The following is a 15,881-nucleotide window of genomic DNA, read 5'->3' on the forward strand; positions in this document are numbered from 1 at the left end:
GATGAGCGCCAAAACGCTGCGATATCTGATCGTGATCGGGCTGATTGCGCTATGGGAGCTGCTGCCGCGCACCGGTCTCATTCCCGAGCTGTTCTTGCCGTCGCTGTCGTCGACGCTGATCGCCGGATGGACCGATGCCGCCGAATACGGTCATGCGCTCGCAGTGACGCTCTACGAGGTCGTGGTCTCCATGGCATTCGCCTGCGGCGGCGGCATCCTGCTCGGCGCGATCGTCGGCAGCCTGCCGCGCCCGCGCGTCCTGATCATGCCGATGGTGTCGAGCCTGTATGCGGTGCCGCTCGTGATCCTTTATCCCGTCTTCACGGTGTGGCTCGGCATCGGCTCGGAGTCCAAGATCGCGTTCGCCTCGATCTATGGCTTCCTGCCGACAATGCTCGCCACCGCCGCCGGCATCCAGACCATCGACCCGCAGCTCCTGCTTGCCGCGCGCAGCATGGGCGCGACGCTGAGCCAGCGGTTGATCCGTGTCATCATCCCGGCGGCGATTCCGACGGTGCTGTCGGGCCTGCGTGTCGGCGGCGCGCTGGTGATCGTCGGCGTCGTCGTCTCGGAGATGCTGATCTCGTCGGCCGGGATCGGCTATCTGATCTCGCGCTACCGCACGATTCTCGACAGTCCGCACGTGTTCGCGGGCGTGCTGCTCGTGCTGTTCCTCGCCATTGCCTTCAACGCCGCGATCCGCTGGATCGAGCGCAAGGCGGCGATCTGGCAGACCGGCACGCGGGCCGGTCAGGCCAACGACGACATCGCGTCGGGCGCGATGCAGCCGGCGACCTGAGGTACTGGCGTGTACGACCTGACCCTGACATTCGACAACGGCCCTGATCTGGATGTGACGCCGCGTGTGCTCGACATTCTCGCCGAGCGCGGCATCAAGACCACCTTCTTCGTCATCGGCGAGAAGCTCGTTGATCCCGCGCGGCGCGGCCTTGCGGTGCGTGCGCACGGGGAGGGGCACTGGATCGGCAATCACACGTTTACGCACACCATTCCGCTCGGCGAGCAGGCGGATCGCGGGACGGCAGAGAACGAAATCGGCCGCACGCAGTCTGCGATCTCCGATCTCGCGCATCCCCAGCGCTGGTTCCGGCCGTTCGGTGGCGGCGGCAATCTCGATGCGCGGCTGTTGAAACCCTCTGTTGTGGACTATCTCGCCCGCAACAGGCACAGCTGCGTGCTCTGGAATGCGATTCCGCGCGACTGGGACGACCCCGACGGCTGGATCGAGCGCGCGCTCGACCAGTGCAACCGGCAGCCCTGGACGCTGATGGTGCTGCACGATCTCCCGACCGGCGCGATGGTCCATCTCGAACGGTTCCTTGACGCTGCCGAGGCGGCCGGCGCCCGCTTTCGCCAGGACTTCCCGCCGCAATGCGTTCCGATCCGCAATGGCGAGATCGCGCTTCCGATCAACGACTATGTTTCCTCCATCGAAGAGAGTGTTTGACTGATGAAAGTTGCAAGCTTCACGATCGCCGGCACCGCGAGCTATGGCATCGTCACCGACAAGGGCGTCATCGACGCCGGCAAGCGCCTGAAGGCATATCCGACGCTGAAGGCGCTGCTTGCGAAGGGATCGCTCGACGAGCTCAAGAAACTCGCCGGTGAGAAGCCCGACTACGCGCTGCAGGATGTCGCGTTGCTGCCAACGGTGCCCGATCCCGACAAGATCTTCTGTATCGGCGTCAACTACGCCACGCATCTGGCCGAGAGCGGCCACCCGACGCCGGCGCATCCGATGATCTTCACCCGCTTCGCCAACAGCCAAGTCGGTCATGGTCAGCCAATGATCCGGCCGCTGGAATCAGAACGTTTCGATTATGAGGGCGAGATGGCCGTTATCATCGGCAAGGGCGGCCGCCGCATCTCGCGCGAGGCTGCGCTGAGCCATGTCGCCGGCTATGCCTGCTACAATGACGGCAGCATCCGCGACTGGCAGCGCCACACCTCGCAATTCGCACCGGGCAAGAACTTTGCCGGCACCGGCGGCTTCGGGCCCTGGATGGTGACGACCGACGAATTGACCGACGTGACCAGGCAGACGCTGATCACCCGGCTGAACGGTGTCGAGGTGCAGAAGGCCCCGATCTCCGATCTCGTCTTCGACGTGCAGGCCTTGATTGCTTATTGCTCGACGTTCACCGAGCTTGCGCCCGGCGATGTCATCGTCACCGGAACGACCGGCGGCGTCGGCGCCTATCGCACGCCGCCGCTGTGGATGAAGGGCGGCGACGTCGTGGAGATCGAGATCTCCGGCATCGGCATCCTGCGCAATCCCGTCAAGGACGAGGGATCGGCCACGGCGACGCGCGCGGCCTGAGAGCCGCGCTCGATAACAATAAGAAGGAGAATCCCATGCCCATGCCAACGCATCTCCTGCCGACCACGGTGGTCGGCAGCTACCCGCAGCCGGAATGGCTGGTCAATCGCGCGATGCTGTCGAAGGTGGTGCCGCGTACCCGCCTGCACGACATGTGGCGGTTGCCGGCGGAGCATCTGGAAGAGGCGCAGGACGATGCGACCATCGTCGCGATCCGCGATATGGAGCGCACCGGCATCGACATCGTGACCGATGGCGAAATCCGCCGCGAGAGCTACTCCAACCGCTTCGCCACCGCACTCGACGGCATCGACGGGGACAATCCCGCGATGATCGTGGCGCGCACCGGCAACACCCAGACCCCGGTGCCGCGCGTCGTAGGTCCCGTGAAGCGGAAGGGACCCGTCGAGCTGCACGACATGCAGTTCCTGCGCAAGAACACCGATCGCGCCGCCAAGATCACGTTGCCGGGCCCGTTCACCATGAGCCAGCAGGCCAAGAACGAGTTCTACAAGGACGAGGAGGAACTCGCGATGGCCCTGGCCGAGGCCGTCAATGCTGAGGCGCTCGATCTGCAAAAGGCCGGCGCAGACGTGATCCAGCTCGATGAGCCCTGGGTGCGCAACAATCCGGATCTCGCCAAGCGCTACGCCGTCAAGGCGATCAACCGCGCATTGCAGGGCATCACGGTGCCGACCGTCGTGCATCTCTGTTTCGGTTATGCCGCGGTCGTGCCGGGCTCGAACAAGCCGGCCGGCTATTCCTTCCTCGCCGAGCTCGACGACACCATTGCCGACCAGATCTCGATCGAGGCCGCGCAGCCGAAGCTTGACCTCGGCGTGCTCAAGGACCTGTCGTCGAAGAAGATCATGCTCGGCGTGCTCGACCTCGCAGATCCGGCGATCGAGAGCGTCGACACCGTGGCTGCCCGTATCCGCAACGGCCTGAAATACGTCTCGCCGGACCGCCTGGTCCCGGCGCCCGATTGCGGCATGAAGTACATGCCGCGCGCAACCGCGTTCGGGAAACTGAAGGCGATGTGCGATGCGGCGGCCATGGTCCGGCGGGAGATCGGCTGAACAAAGCTGGGCCGGCGAAGATGGTTCGTTCGCCGGCCACCGCCTGGCTGTGGCCAGCCCGGTCGAAATCTGCGCGGGCTTCGGCTCAAGGACCAGTTTCACGACGTTGAACATTCGTCCTCATTGGCGAGGACGACATTGCCGCGGAGGTGACCGCCGCCGTTCAAGCTGAGAGGAATTTGGTTAGAAGCTCTGTTGTGTCGGTGGGGTTTTCCTCGGGAAAGAAGTGACCGCCCTTGACGGCCCGACCTTGTACGTTGTCGGCCCACTTCTTCCAAATTCCCAATGCGCCGCCACTCTGCTCGTAGAATGTATCGAGTGGACCGCCGGAAGCCCACAGGTGCAGCATAGGGCACTTGATGCGCCTGCCTTCCTTCTGGTCCGCCTTGTCATGCTCGATATCCAGGGTTGCGGCCGCGCGGTACTCTTCGCAGATCGCATGCACCCGAGCCGGATCGCGGTAGGTTTCGGTGTATTCCGCTTTCACTTCGGGGCCAAATGAGCCCTGGCCGAAGGGATTGTCGAATACCGCGTCCGGCGCACCGATCAGGTATTTTTCGGGAAGCGGTGCCTTCTGCGAGAGGAGGCTCCATGGCCAGTAGGTCATGGCGAACTTTGCGTCGGCGTGGCCCCAGGCTTCCGAGATTGGCAGCACGTCAAACACTGCGAGACGTTGCACCTTCTCCGGGTGATCGAGCGCAAGGCGGTAGGAAACGCGACCGCCACGATCGTGACCAACCAGATCGAATTTGGAAAAGCCGAGCTTATCCATCACGGCGACAAGCTCATTCGCCATCGCCCGCTTCGTATAGGGATAGTGATCCTCCGTGGATGCGGGAACGCCGCTGCGGCCATATCCACGAAGATCGACGCAGATGACCGTGCGATTGCCGGCGAGATGCGGCGCCACATGACGCCACATCAGGCTGGTTCGAGGAAATCCATGGACCATGAGCAGTGGGGATCCGCTCCCGTAGCGCCTGATGAAAATGGTGTTGTCATCGGTCTTGATCTCCTTTGTCTCGAAGAGATCGGAAGCGTTCGAGGCGGAGTTGTTTGGGGATTGGCCGGCCGCGCGCCGCGGCAGAAGCGCCAGTGATAGAGCGGCGCTCGAGGCCGCGGTCATCACCTGGACGAAGGTGCGGCGCTCGATCTTTGTCTTTTCTGTCATCCCTGAGGTCCTTCGAGGTTCGCGCGACGCTCCTGGCAAACGCCCCCTCAATGACGACGCGGTGAGACATGTTAGCACCTGCGTGGAAGCGCGCTTTCGCAGGATTAGCGTCACTGAACCGTTCGTGCTGATGATTTCGGTCATCCGGCTGGCGCGATGGAGCAGAGGCGGGGGCAGTCGGGAAGTGATCGCTGGAATGATCCTCCGCCTGTAACCAATGTGGTCGCGTCGCCGAATAGCGGGAGGTCAGGGTAAGCGGAGGTGCGTCAACGCAAGCCGCCAGCGCAATGGAGGATCCATGTCCGACGAAATCAACCACGACCGCCGGCGTTTCGTTGGTGCTGCGGCAACGACTGTTGCGGCAGCACAATTCGGCGTGATCGCGCCGGCGGTTGCAAATACCCGAGCGAGCAAGAAGGTCGTCCGCGACGTCAATGGAAGATCGGAAGCGGCGGGGATGGACGCCACCGTCGTTCTCGTCCACGGCGCCTGGGCCGACGGTTCAAGCTGGGCGCACGTCATTGCGCTGCTGCAGTCCGCGGGACTGAAGACGATGGCGGCGCCGATTCCGCTCACATCGCTATCAGATGATGTCGCGGCGCTTGAACGCGCCTTGGAGCGGACCGACGGGCCGGTTGTCCTTGTCGCACATGCCTATGCCGGCGCCGTGATAGGTGCGATCACGCAGGACAGAGTGCGGTCTCTGGTCTTTATTTCGGCTCTCTCCCCCGACGAAGGCGAAACAGTCGCGCAGATATTCTATCGCGACAAGCCCTCGCCGGAGGCGCCGAAACTCACCCCCGACAGTCATGGTTTGCTCTGGATGCCGAACGACCGGTTTGGCGCGGCCTGGTGCCAGCATGCCCGACCTGAGCAGGCTGCGCTCCTTGCTGCGATCCAGCGTCCCATCGCCGTCGCGGCAATCCAGGAAAAGGCTCCGAAAGCAGCATGGAAGGCAAAGCCGTCGTGGTACCTGGTCGCCGAGGAGGATCGAATGATCAATCCGGCGACACAGCTATTCCTGGCACGACGGATGGGTGCGCAGGTTCGCTCCGAGAAAGTCGATCATGCATCGCCGATCACCGCGCCGAAGCTGGTCGCCGAAATGATACGCGAGGCCGTCACTCCCGCACGTCCGGACGCCGCGCAGCAACACGGCTGAACGGTCGCTATCAGCGTGAGCTGATTGAGAGTGCCATTGGCTTCTTTTCCAATAGGCTTCGCGGCCTCGGCTTGTGCAAACTCCTGGACGAAGCCACGCTAACTCTTAATTGGCGTGGCCCAGGTTCGAGCCCTGGTCCGCCCATCACCTTCAAACCATCTCAGACCCAGCCGCCATCGACGATGTAGTGCTGAGCGGTGCAGGCGGAGGCCTCGTCGGAGGCGAGGAAGACGGTGAATTTCGCGACCTCGTCCGGCACCAGCCGGCGCTTCAGGCACTGTCGCTGCTGCAGTTCGATCTCGCCCGCCGGCGTCATCCACTTTTCGAGCTGGCGCTCGGTCATGATCCAGCCCGGCGCGATCGCGTTCACGCGGATATTGTAGGGACCGTAGTCGCGCGCGAGGGAGCGCGTCAGACCGACCACGCCCGACTTGCTGGCCGTGTACGCGGCCATGCCGCCTTGTCCGGCGATCCACGACACCGAGCCGAAATTGATGATGGCGCCAGCGTTGGCCGCCTTCATGTCCGGCAGCACGGCTTGCGCAGCGAAGAACTGGTGCTTCAGGTTCACCGCGATGCGGTCGTCCCAGTATTCCGGCGTCATCTCTTCGGTGTTGTGCCGTTCGTCATGTGCGGCATTGTTGATGAGGATGGTGATCGCGCCGTGTGCTTTGCGCGCCTCGACGACCCCGGCGCGCAACGCGGCGATGTCAGTCAGGTCGACGCGCTGGAAATGTGCAGCCAGACCCTGATCCGACAGCTCGCGTGCGAGGCGTTGGCCCTCATCGGCCTTGATGTCGAAAAACACGACATTGGATTTCTGCTGCGCGAAGCGCCGCACGATCGCAGCCCCAATCCCCGATGCGCCACCGGTGACGAGAACGACCTTGCCGGCGAGGTCGGAATAAACGGCTGCCATGGGCACCTCTCAAGTTGCATTGCGGGCGGGGCGAGGCGCCGCCCAGTTGTCCCGCCAACCTTAGCCATTCCTCGCGTGAGGTGCATAGATCAGAATTTTAGTTGCGTACCTCAAAAATCGAAGGCAGGATTGCAGCCAAAGAATAAGAGCCGGTTGGGAGGAATGTGATGAGACTGCTCGGGAAGCTGGGACTCGCCGCCGCCGCATGCCTCCTTTGGGCCAACTCCGCCGCGGCCGAGACGACGGTCAAGTGGCTGCACATCGAGGCCAATCCGGCGCAGGTAAAGATCTGGGAGGAGGTTGCGCGGGCCTATGAGGCGTCGCATCCCGGCATCAAGGTCGAGATGCAGTTCCTCGAGAACGAGGCCTACAAGGCCAAGCTGCCGACCATCCTGCAATCCAAGGACCGGCCGAACATCATCTACAGCTGGGCTGGCGGCGTCCTGAAGACACAGATCGAGGCTGGTGTCCTCGACGACATCACCGATCAGGTGAAGGGCTACAGCGACAGCCTCACGCCGGCAGCGCTCGCCGCCTTCACAGCCAACGGCCGCGTTTACGGTCTTCCGACCGCGCTGTCGCAGGTTGGCTTCCTCTGCAACAAGGAGCTGATGGCCAAGGCAAAGGTCGATCCCGCAGGGATCAAGAGCTGGGACGATCTGCTTGTCGCGGTGAAAACGTTGAAAGCCGCCGGCGTGACGCCGATCGTGGTCGGCGGCGCCGACAAATGGCCGCTGCACTTCTATTGGACGCATCTTGCGGTGCGCGTCGGCGGTAGGCCGGCCTTCGACGCTGCATTGCGCGGCGAGAATGGTGGCTTCGCCGGCGAGACCTTCCAGAAGTCCGGCGAACTGTTCAAGCAACTCGTCGATCTGCAGCCGTTCCAGAACGGTTTCCTCGGCTTCAAGAATCCGCAGGCGGTCGGCTATTTCGGCGATGGCAAGGCGGCGATGACGCTCGCCATCAGCACGGTCTATCATTTGCAGCGCGCGCTTGCCGCCGACAAGGTCGGATTGAGCGAAGACAAGATCTGCTGGTTCGACTTCCCGGTCGTGGCCGGTGGCAAGGGCGCCCCAACCGATACGCTCGGCGGCATCACCGGCTGGCTGATCACGAAGGGATCGCCGAAGGAGGCCGTCGATTTCCTGAAATACTTCGTCTCCAGGGACGTGCAGACGCGGCTTGCAGCGGGCAACTTCATCATCCCGGTGGTGCAGGGCGCGGATGCCGGTCTCAACAACGCCTTCATGAAGCTGATCGCGGCCAATCTGGCGAAGTCGAACTACCACCAGAACTTCTATGACCAGAGCCTCGGCCCCTCGGTTGGCCGCGTCGTCAACGACGTCACCGCCGAGATCGCCGGCGGCAGTATGAGCCCGCAAGACGCAGCCAAGGCGATCGAGGCGGCGTGGAAGCAGGGTAACTGACGGTGGCGCGTAGGGCTGCGAGCGTGTCGGCGATGGACGTCGCCGGCGAATTGGTCCCGCAGGTCGTCGAGCGCGGCCCGAGCTGGGACGGCAGGCTGACGGTCCTGATCCTGTTCCTGCCGCCGGCGCTGCTGCTGTTCACGCTGTTCGTGGTGCTGCCGATTGGCGAGGCGGCCTGGTACTCGGCCTTCAACTGGAACGGATTCGGCAGGCCGACCAACTGGATCGGCTTCGACAATTACCGTTTCGTGCTGGAGACACGCGCCTTCTGGCTCGCGCTGCGCAACAACGGGCTGATCATCGCTGTTTCGCTCGCCATCCAGCTGCCGCTTGCGCTCACGCTGGCCTTGATGCTCGCCGAACGCTTTCGCGGGGCGGTGGCGCTGCGCATGCTGTTCTTCATGCCTTATATCCTGGCCGAGATCGCGACCGGGCTGATCTTCAGCTTCGTCTATGACGGCGATTACGGCCTTGTCGCCTCGATCTGGCGTACCTTCGGCGCCGAGCCCCCGCATCTGCTGGCCTCGACCGATACGGCAATGTTGGCCGTGCTGATCGTAGTCGTCTGGAAGTACTTCGGTTTCCACATGATGCTGTTCATCGCGGCGCTCCAGGGCCTCGACAAGAGCCTGATCGAGGCCGCGCGCATCGACGGCGCGACGCGGTCGCAGGCCCTGCGACACGTGGTCATCCCCTTGCTCTATCCGACGATTCGCCTCTCGGTGTTCTTCGCCATCGTCGGCTCGCTGCAGCTGTTCGACCTCGTCATGCCGCTGACCCGCGGGGGGCCCGCGGATTCCTCCAACACGATGGTGAGCTTTCTCTACAACAACGGCATCTCCCGCATGCGGGTCGGCTATGGCAGTGCCATCGGCGTCATCCTGTTCACGATCTGCGTGACCTTTGCCTTCACGTACAAGCGATGGTTCATGCGCGATGAGTAACACCGAGACCACCCGCGCCCCGCTCGATCCCGCCGTGATTTTCAAGGCGCTGTTCCTCGCCGTCGTTGCCGTCTTCGTGCTGGTGCCGTTGCTCGCGACCTTGCTCGGCGGCTTCAAGTCGCTCGGCGAATTGCGCGTCAATCCGTTCGGCCTGCCGCGTCACTGGGAGTGGCAGAACTATGCCGATATCCTGTTCTCCACGCGCTACTGGCAGCTCTTGCGCAACTCGCTGATCATCTCGACGCTCACGGTGACCCTGACCCTGATCGTCGCCTCGATGGCGGCGTTCACCTTCGCCCATGTCAGGTTCTACGGCTCATCGATGCTGCTGAGCTACCTGACGCTCGGCCTGCTGTTTCCGGCCGCGACCGCGGTGCTGCCGCTGTTCATCAAGGTGCGCGATCTCGGGCTGCTCGACACCTATTTTGGCGTGGCACTGCCGCAGGTGGCCTTCAGCCTCGCGATGAGCGTGCTGCTGCTGCGGCGTTTCTTCAAGGACATTCCCTATGAGCTGCTTGAGGCCGCGCTGGTCGACGGCTGCAGCTACATCAAATTCTTCCGCTATGTGACGCTGCCGTTGTCGCGACCGATCCTGGCGACCGTCGGGACCATCACTTTCGTCAACAGCTGGAATGCCTATCTGTTGCCGCTGGTGATGCTCAACACCGATGCGCTCTATCCCTGGCCGCTCGGCATCATGGTTTATCAGGGCGAGTATTCGTCCGAGTGGCACCTGATCCTGGCCTTCATCACGCTGACCATCCTGCCCACCATCATTCTGTTTCTTCTGGCGCAGAAACACATCGTCGCCGGTCTCACCGCAGGCGCGGTCAAGGGATGAACGATACCTTACGGAGATCACAATGAGAAAAGTCGGCATCGGAATCATCGGCTGCGGCAATATCAGCACCGCCTATCTGAAGGCGGCCCAGCGCTTTCCGGTCATGGAAATCAAGGCGCTCGCCGATATGCGCAGCGATGCGGCAGAGCGGCAGGGCGCCGCCTTCGGGCTGCCGGCGATGCGGGTCGACCAACTGCTCAAGCGAGAGGATGTCGAGATCGTCATCAACCTCACGGTGCCACTCGCCCACACCGACGTCAGCCTCGCGGTGCTGAACGCCGGCAAGCACGTTCATTCCGAGAAGCCCCTCGGCATCAACGTCGCGGAAGCCCGCAAGGTGATGGATCTCGCCGCGCAGAAGGACCTTCGCGTCGGCTGCGCGCCCGATACGTTCCTTGGCGGTGGGCACCAGACCGCACGCAAGCTGATCGACGATGGCGCGATAGGCACGCCGGTCGCAGGCAGCGTCTTCTTCGGCTGTCCCGGCCATGAGCGTTGGCACCCGTCGCCGGGCTTCTATTACCTTCGCGGCGGCGGGCCGATGCTCGACATGGGGCCGTACTACATCACGGATCTCGTGCAGCTGCTGGGCCCCGTCGCGAGTGTGATGGGCTCGACCGCGCGCCCGAAATCCGAGCGGCTGGTCACCAGCCAGCCGATGAACGGCACCCTTATCCCGGTCGAGGTTTCAACCCATGTCGCCGGAACGCTCGAATTCGAGAGCGGGGCGGTCGTCTCGATCGCGATGAGCTTCGACGTACCGAAGCACCGGCACGCGCCGATCGAGATCTATGGCGACCAGGGCAGTATGTTGGTGCCGGACCCGAACCGGTTCGGCGGCGAGGTGCAGGTCGCGAAGACCGGCGGTGAATGGGAGCCGGTGCCGTTGACCCACGGTCATGTCGACGGCGAGTTTCGTTCCATCGGTGTCGCCGACATGGCCTCCGCGATCCTGAACGACCGCCCGCATCGCGCCAGCGGTGCGCTCGCTTTCCATGTGCTCGAGGTGATGGAGGCGTTCCAGACCTCCGCCGACGAAGGACGCCGCGTCAAGATCGGCAGCTGCGTCGAGCGGCCGGCAATGCTGCCGGCCGGACGTGAAACCGGACAGATCGACTGAGGGAATGACCATGCGCAAGGCAATGATTGTATGGGGCGGATGGCCGGGACACGACCCCGATCTCTGCGCCTCGATGATCCGCGGCTGGCTGAAGGCGGAAGGCTTCGAGGTCCGGTTCGAGACCACGACGGCGGCTTTCGCCGATCCTGCGATCCACGATTTGTCGCTGATCATCCCGATCTACACCATGTCGAAGATCGAGAAGGCGGAAGCGCTCAATCTCTGCGCGGCGGTGCGTGGCGGCGTCGGGCTGGCCGGGCATCATGGCGGCATGTGCGATGCGTTCCGCGAGTCCGTCGACTACCAGTTCCTGTGCGGCGGGCAGTGGGTCGCGCATCCCGGCAACATCATCGACTACAAGGTCGACTTGACGAAGCCGGATGACCCCATCATGAAGGGGCTGAGGAGTTTCGAGCATCGTTCCGAGCAGTACTACATGCATGTCGACCCCGCCATCGAGGTGCTGGCGACGACGACCTTCACCGGCGAGCACGCGCCCTGGATCGACGGCGTGGTGATGCCTGTGGTCTGGAAGAAGCGATACGGCGCGGGCAGGGTGTTCTACTCCTCGCTCGGCCACCGCGCTTACGAGCTCGACGTACCGGAGATCCGAACGTTGATGACCCGCGGCATGCTGTGGGCGGCGCGGGAATGACAGCCGGTGCGACGCAGCCGGTGGTTCGCGCCACGCTGGAGGACGTCGCGCGTGCGGCGGGCGTTTCGCTCGCAACCGTCGACCGCGTCGTCAACCGGCGCGAGGGCGTGCGCGCCAAGACCGTCGCACGTGTCGAGGCCGCGGTGGCAAAACTCGGCTATCGGGGCGACGTCGCGGCCGCGCGCCTCGCCCGCGGGCAGACGTTCCGCTTTGCCTTCGTACTGCCGAGCGGCAGCAACAGCTTCATGACCAACCTGGCCGAGCAGGTCCAGCGCACCGCGGACTGGCTCGCCGGCCACCGCGGCTTCATTGATATCCTCCATGTCGACGTGTTCGATCCGGATGTGCTCGCCGGTGCGCTGGAAAACCTGTCGCCGGCCTATCAGGGCGTCGCCGTCATCGCGCTGGACCACCCCAGGGTGCGCGCCGCGATCGACGAGCTCGCCGCGCGCGGGGTCGCCGTGGTGACCCTTGTGTCGGACGCGCCGAGTTCGCGGCGGCTGCATTATGTCGGTATCGACAACCCCGCCGCGGGGCGAACCGCGGCAACGCTGATGGGACGTTTCCTCGCCGGCCGCGAGGGGAAGGTTGCCGTGATCGCGGGATCGTTGTCGCTGCGCGATCACACCGAGCGGCAGTTCGGCTTCCACCAGATCCTGTCCAGCGAGTATCCGAACCTGCTCGCGCTGCCGGTAATCGAAGGCCGCGACGACAGCGAGCGCACGCGGGAGCTCACTGCCGCGCTGCTGGCGCGCCACGCCGATCTCCGCGGCATCTACTGCTGCGGCGCCGGGAACCGCGGCATCGCCAGTGCGCTGGAGGGCTCGGGCCGCGCGCGTGAGGTGGTCTGGATCACGCACGAACTGACCCAGTACACGCGGCGCTTCCTGGTCCGCGGCACGCTCGATGCCATCATCAACCAGGATCCCGGTCACGAGGCGCGGTCTGCGGCGCGAGTTCTGCTCGCGCATTGTTCGGGTGAGCCCATCAGCCCCGACCAGGAGCGCATCCGCATCGACATTTTTCTGCGGGACAACCTGCCGTGAGTCGCGTTCGCAGGTGATGCGCAGCTCGCTTCGATAGATGTCGCGAAGTGCCGCAGCGGCCTCAACGGCGCTCAGAAGTTCGCCGCCATTGCTGCGAGGTGCCGATGGGCTCTTTCGCGGGCAGCCTCGATGGGCTGTTGCGGCCCGGTGGTTGGCCCGATCGGCACGAAACGGACATTGCTGATGCCGATAAAGCGCAAAATTTCCCGCAGGTAAGGCGTTGCCATGTCGACGCGCCCGCGGTTCATTCCGGTGGCGAAATCGCTGCCACTGGCGAGAATCACCGTGGTCGGCCGGTCGTTCAGCAGCGGGAGATATCCCAGGGAGGGGTCGAACCGAAAGGTGAGCCCGGGCTGGACGATGACGTCGAACCATTGCTTGAGTTTGTAGGGAATGCTGAAGTTCCACATCGGCGTCGAGATCAGCACCCGATCGGCCAGTGAAAACCGCAGCGCCATCCGCTCGGCCTCGGCAAAGCTGTCGCGCTGCGCGTCGTTGAAGGGCTGCGCCTTCATCCGCGCATATTTGGCCTCGACGATGGGACCTGCGAATTCCGGCAGCCGCTCGTGCCAGAGATCCACGACGTCGATATCCCAGTCCGGACGGGCCTGCCGAAATCCGTCAAGAAAGACGCGCGCGCCGGCGCTCGACTCGGAGTCGGCGCGGGGCGAGCAGGAGAGGTGCAAAAGCTTTGCCACCACTCATCCCAGCGCTCTGATGACGGCATCCGCCCGGGTGACGACGGCGACGTTCTGCATGGCAAAGTTGATCGAGGCGGAGTGCCAGTCGGCATTCATGGTCGAGCAGCAATCTTCCGGCACGATCATGAAATAGCCCTTGTCGGCGCCGGTGCGTGCGGTGTGCTCGACCGACATGTTGGTCCATGCGCCGGTGTTGATGATCATGTCGCGGCCAGTGGCTTTCAGGATCGTCTCCAGCCGGGTGCCTTCCCAGGCGCTCATCCGCATCTTCTCGACGACGAAATCGCCGGGCCGCGGCTCGAGGCCGGAGACCGGAGCGGCGCCCCAGCTGCCGCGCACCATCGCCTTGCTGTCGACGAGACCCTCGAATAGCGGTGCGTTCAGCGTCACGCCGGGGGCGCCGGGCTCGACCACGAACCAGACGTGGATGATGGCGACGCCACGCGCGCGCGCTGTCTCCGCCAAGCGCCGGACGTTCTCGACCACATGCTGTTGTTTCGCATGACCCGGTGCGCCTGACTCGGCGAACGCGCCGCCATCCATGATGACGTCGTTCTGAAGATCCTGGATGATCATGGCGCAGCGGCTCGGATCGAGCCGCATCTCGCCGTCGGCGAGGATGGGCGCTGCAGAGGCGGGGCCGGCGCTTGCACCGCCGCTGCCGCGTTTGCCGCTCATATAGGGCTCGTGACGCGGCCCGGCCTTGGTCGGGATCGCGTAGACCGAATGCGTAGACGTCAAATAGAGCGTGCGGAAATCCGGGCCACCCCAGGCAAGGTTGGCCACGAGCTCGGGCACGCGGACTTTCCCGAGTAGCTCGCCGCGCGGTGAATAGACCCAGACGCCACCGGGCGCGGTGACCCAGACATTGCCATGCTGGTCGCACTTCATGCCGTCGGGCAGGCCCGGCTCCAGCTCGGAGCGGATGCCGCTCGCGAACACGCGCGCGTTCGACAGCGAGCCGTCGCCGTTGACGTCGAATACGCGGATCAGCGCCTGCACGGTGTCGTTGACATAGAGCAGCTTCTCGTCGGGCGAGAAGCACAGCCCGTTCGGCTGGTCGAACAAATTGCGGTCCACCACGAGCTTGGGCTCGCCGCCCGGCATGACGCGATAGACGCCCTGGAAACCGAGCTGGCGCGGCCGCTCAACACCATAGACCGGCATGCGGCCATACCAGGGATCAGAGAAATAGATCGCGCCGGAGGAGTGCACGCAGACGTCGTTGGGGCTGTTGAGCTCCTGTCCCTGGAAGTGCGAGGCCAGCACCTCGCGCCGCCCGTCCGGCCGCTCACGGATCAGCGACGAGGTCGCGTGCTCGCAGACGATCAGATTGAGCTCGGCATCATAGGTCATGCCGTTGCATTTATTCGACGGGCGCTTGACCTCCGCGACGCCGCGCCTGGCATCCCAGCGCCGCCGCACGTCGCCCGGCATGTCCGAGAACAGGAGATAATGATCGACCGGATGCCAGATCGGCCCTTCCGTGAAGTCGAAGCCGGTGCCGACCTGCGCGACCGGCGCGTAGGGGTCGATCAGGGTCTCGAATTCGGAACGCAAGGTGACGTGTGTCATCGGTCGATATCCTCAGCTCACGTCAGGCAGGGAACCAGTTCCGCGCGGGCAGCGACTGCACGATCGGGCCGGGGACCTGGTCGTGCAGACGGCCGACGACCATGCCGCCCTCGATCTTGGCCGGCCTGTCGTGCACCGGCAGCAGATAGCGCGAATTGCTCAGCAGCTTCTTGATCGACGCCTTCTCCGCCCGCTTGGTGGTGCCGTGGTTGCCGGTCGTCCGCGGCTCCCAGTCGTGAATCTCGTGGAAGGGCGTGACGATCTGGTCGTTGAAATCGTAGATCACGTCTCCACAGATGGTGGCAATGCCGTCGGCGGTCTCGACGATGATGTTCATGGAGCCCTCGGTGTGGGCGTTGGCGGCATCACAATAGACGCCGGGCATCAGCTCGATAGGACCTGTGATCTCGAGGTCGAGGAAGCGCAGCGCACTCTTGGTGTGCAGTCGGTCGATGAGATGCTTGATGTCGGGCGCCGGATATTGCGGATGCATCAAGCCGGAGACGGAATATTCGAGTTCTTTCCGGTTGAGGACGACGGTCGTATTCATCGGAAACAGATCGTCCTTGCCGGCGTGGTCGATGTGCAGATGGGTGTGGCAGACGAAGCGGACGTCGCCCATGCGTACGCCGTGGCGGGCGAGCTGGTTCTCGATCATGTTCTCGTGGTATTGTAGGCCGCGCATCCCCAGCGTTTCCATGATCTGGTTGGAGCGGTAACCGGTATCGACCACGACCGGATATTTGCCGCCGAGGATCAGAAAGCCGAGGGTGAGGACGCGGCGGGTGCGGCCGCAGTCGCGGCCGAGAACCAGAAAGCTCGATTCCAGCTCGATATCGCCATAGTCCAGGATCTTGATCTCCAGCGCCATTCGTTTCCCTCTCTGTTCTGTTCTTGTCT

Annotated in this window: 16 protein-coding genes; 11 read left to right on the plus strand and 5 right to left on the minus strand. The window is 63.9% G+C overall.

All coding sequences use genetic code 11. From position 1 onward, the window contains the following. The first annotated feature begins 1 nt into the window (after position 1). Genes AB7008_RS19280 through AB7008_RS19295 form a run of 4 tightly spaced genes read left to right on the plus strand, consistent with a single transcriptional unit; the run spans position 2 to position 3,420 of the window. Positions 2-799 carry an ABC transporter permease gene (locus AB7008_RS19280; protein WP_028155758.1) on the plus strand — a complete coding sequence of 266 codons (798 nt, stop codon included), beginning with the start codon at positions 2-4 and terminating at the stop codon, positions 797-799. Positions 800-808: 9 nt separating this feature from the next. After that, positions 809-1,468: a polysaccharide deacetylase family protein gene (locus AB7008_RS19285; RefSeq protein ID WP_248882360.1), complete on the plus strand. Its 660-nt coding sequence runs from the start codon at positions 809-811 to the stop codon at positions 1,466-1,468. 3 nt (positions 1,469-1,471) lie between these two features. Beyond that, complete coding sequence (locus AB7008_RS19290) at positions 1,472-2,341, plus strand: fumarylacetoacetate hydrolase family protein (RefSeq protein WP_248882361.1); 870 nt, start codon at positions 1,472-1,474, stop codon at positions 2,339-2,341. A 35-nt stretch (positions 2,342-2,376) separates the two neighbouring features. Continuing rightward, positions 2,377-3,420, plus strand: a complete 1,044-nt coding sequence (locus tag AB7008_RS19295) for a 5-methyltetrahydropteroyltriglutamate--homocysteine methyltransferase (protein WP_441259303.1) — start codon at positions 2,377-2,379, stop codon at positions 3,418-3,420. Between the two features lie 163 nt (positions 3,421-3,583). Here the strand turns inward: AB7008_RS19295 and AB7008_RS19300 are convergent, their stop codons facing one another. Further along, the gene (locus AB7008_RS19300; protein ID WP_248882363.1) at positions 3,584-4,591 is read right to left on the minus strand and encodes an alpha/beta fold hydrolase; all 1,008 of its coding nucleotides are present in this window, start codon (positions 4,589-4,591) and stop codon (positions 3,584-3,586) included. A gap of 457 nt (positions 4,592-5,048) precedes the next feature. On the opposite strand from AB7008_RS19300, the gene AB7008_RS19305 reads away from it, so the two are divergent. Continuing rightward, positions 5,049-5,753: an alpha/beta fold hydrolase gene (locus tag AB7008_RS19305; protein ID WP_441259304.1), complete on the plus strand. Its 705-nt coding sequence runs from the start codon at positions 5,049-5,051 to the stop codon at positions 5,751-5,753. Between the two features lie 160 nt (positions 5,754-5,913). On the opposite strand, the gene AB7008_RS19310 is transcribed toward AB7008_RS19305, so the two are convergent. Next, positions 5,914-6,672, minus strand: a complete 759-nt coding sequence (locus AB7008_RS19310) for an SDR family NAD(P)-dependent oxidoreductase (protein ID WP_441259305.1) — start codon at positions 6,670-6,672, stop codon at positions 5,914-5,916. A gap of 167 nt (positions 6,673-6,839) precedes the next feature. Between AB7008_RS19310 and AB7008_RS19315 the strand changes: the two genes are divergently transcribed. Genes AB7008_RS19315 through AB7008_RS19340 form a run of 6 tightly spaced genes read left to right on the plus strand, consistent with a single transcriptional unit; the run spans position 6,840 to position 12,705 of the window. Then, complete coding sequence (locus tag AB7008_RS19315; RefSeq protein WP_441259306.1) at positions 6,840-8,099, plus strand: extracellular solute-binding protein; 1,260 nt, start codon at positions 6,840-6,842, stop codon at positions 8,097-8,099. A 2-nt stretch (positions 8,100-8,101) separates the two neighbouring features. Then, a complete protein-coding gene (locus AB7008_RS19320; RefSeq protein WP_441259307.1) occupies positions 8,102-9,043 on the plus strand; it encodes a carbohydrate ABC transporter permease in 942 nt (313 codons plus the stop codon). Further along, a complete protein-coding gene (locus AB7008_RS19325; RefSeq protein WP_441259308.1) occupies positions 9,036-9,884 on the plus strand; it encodes a carbohydrate ABC transporter permease in 849 nt (282 codons plus the stop codon). The genes AB7008_RS19320 and AB7008_RS19325 overlap by 8 nt, the downstream gene beginning before the upstream one ends. A 22-nt stretch (positions 9,885-9,906) precedes the next feature. Further along, positions 9,907-11,004 carry a Gfo/Idh/MocA family protein gene (locus AB7008_RS19330; RefSeq protein WP_441259309.1) on the plus strand — a complete coding sequence of 366 codons (1,098 nt, stop codon included), beginning with the start codon at positions 9,907-9,909 and terminating at the stop codon, positions 11,002-11,004. Between the two features lie 10 nt (positions 11,005-11,014). Continuing rightward, positions 11,015-11,659, plus strand: a complete 645-nt coding sequence (locus tag AB7008_RS19335; RefSeq protein WP_441259310.1) for a ThuA domain-containing protein — start codon at positions 11,015-11,017, stop codon at positions 11,657-11,659. Further along, on the plus strand, positions 11,656-12,705 hold the full coding sequence (locus tag AB7008_RS19340; RefSeq protein WP_441259311.1) for a LacI family DNA-binding transcriptional regulator: 1,050 nt from the start codon (positions 11,656-11,658) through the stop codon (positions 12,703-12,705). The genes AB7008_RS19335 and AB7008_RS19340 overlap by 4 nt, the downstream gene beginning before the upstream one ends. Before the next feature lie 71 nt (positions 12,706-12,776). Here AB7008_RS19340 and AB7008_RS19345 read toward each other — a convergent pair whose 3' ends face one another. From AB7008_RS19345 to AB7008_RS19355, 3 genes are read right to left on the minus strand one after another with little or no spacing between them, the layout of a single operon-like run. After that, a complete protein-coding gene (locus tag AB7008_RS19345; protein ID WP_441259312.1) occupies positions 12,777-13,403 on the minus strand; it encodes an FMN-dependent NADH-azoreductase in 627 nt (208 codons plus the stop codon). Positions 13,404-13,406: 3 nt separating this feature from the next. Further along, positions 13,407-14,981 carry an isochorismatase family protein gene (locus AB7008_RS19350; RefSeq protein ID WP_441259313.1) on the minus strand — a complete coding sequence of 525 codons (1,575 nt, stop codon included), beginning with the start codon at positions 14,979-14,981 and terminating at the stop codon, positions 13,407-13,409. A gap of 22 nt (positions 14,982-15,003) precedes the next feature. Beyond that, positions 15,004-15,852, minus strand: a complete 849-nt coding sequence (locus AB7008_RS19355) for an MBL fold metallo-hydrolase (RefSeq protein WP_248882371.1) — start codon at positions 15,850-15,852, stop codon at positions 15,004-15,006. Between the last annotated feature and the right edge of the window lie 29 nt (positions 15,853-15,881).

It is taken from the genome of Bradyrhizobium sp. 521_C7_N1_3 (assembly GCF_052075975.1).
GTDB lineage: Bacteria > Pseudomonadota > Alphaproteobacteria > Rhizobiales > Xanthobacteraceae > Bradyrhizobium > Bradyrhizobium japonicum.

Excerpts from the sequence above, each read along its gene's own strand:
- AB7008_RS19280 (WP_028155758.1), top strand. The coding sequence starts at position 2 with ATGAGCGCCAAAACGCTGCGATATCTGATCGTGATCGGGCTGATTGCG.
- AB7008_RS19290 (WP_248882361.1), top strand. The coding sequence starts at position 1,472 with ATGAAAGTTGCAAGCTTCACGATCGCCGGCACCGCGAGCTATGGCATC.
- AB7008_RS19295 (WP_441259303.1), top strand. The coding sequence starts at position 2,377 with ATGCCCATGCCAACGCATCTCCTGCCGACCACGGTGGTCGGCAGCTAC.
- AB7008_RS19300 (WP_248882363.1), bottom strand. The coding sequence starts at position 4,591 with ATGACAGAAAAGACAAAGATCGAGCGCCGCACCTTCGTCCAGGTGATG.
- AB7008_RS19305 (WP_441259304.1), top strand. The coding sequence starts at position 5,049 with ATGGACGCCACCGTCGTTCTCGTCCACGGCGCCTGGGCCGACGGTTCA.
- AB7008_RS19310 (WP_441259305.1), bottom strand. The coding sequence starts at position 6,672 with ATGGCAGCCGTTTATTCCGACCTCGCCGGCAAGGTCGTTCTCGTCACC.
- AB7008_RS19315 (WP_441259306.1), top strand. The coding sequence starts at position 6,840 with ATGAGACTGCTCGGGAAGCTGGGACTCGCCGCCGCCGCATGCCTCCTT.
- AB7008_RS19325 (WP_441259308.1), top strand. The coding sequence starts at position 9,036 with ATGAGTAACACCGAGACCACCCGCGCCCCGCTCGATCCCGCCGTGATT.
- AB7008_RS19330 (WP_441259309.1), top strand. The coding sequence starts at position 9,907 with ATGAGAAAAGTCGGCATCGGAATCATCGGCTGCGGCAATATCAGCACC.
- AB7008_RS19335 (WP_441259310.1), top strand. The coding sequence starts at position 11,015 with ATGCGCAAGGCAATGATTGTATGGGGCGGATGGCCGGGACACGACCCC.
- AB7008_RS19340 (WP_441259311.1), top strand. The coding sequence starts at position 11,656 with ATGACAGCCGGTGCGACGCAGCCGGTGGTTCGCGCCACGCTGGAGGAC.
- AB7008_RS19350 (WP_441259313.1), bottom strand. The coding sequence starts at position 14,981 with ATGACACACGTCACCTTGCGTTCCGAATTCGAGACCCTGATCGACCCC.
- AB7008_RS19355 (WP_248882371.1), bottom strand. The coding sequence starts at position 15,852 with ATGGCGCTGGAGATCAAGATCCTGGACTATGGCGATATCGAGCTGGAA.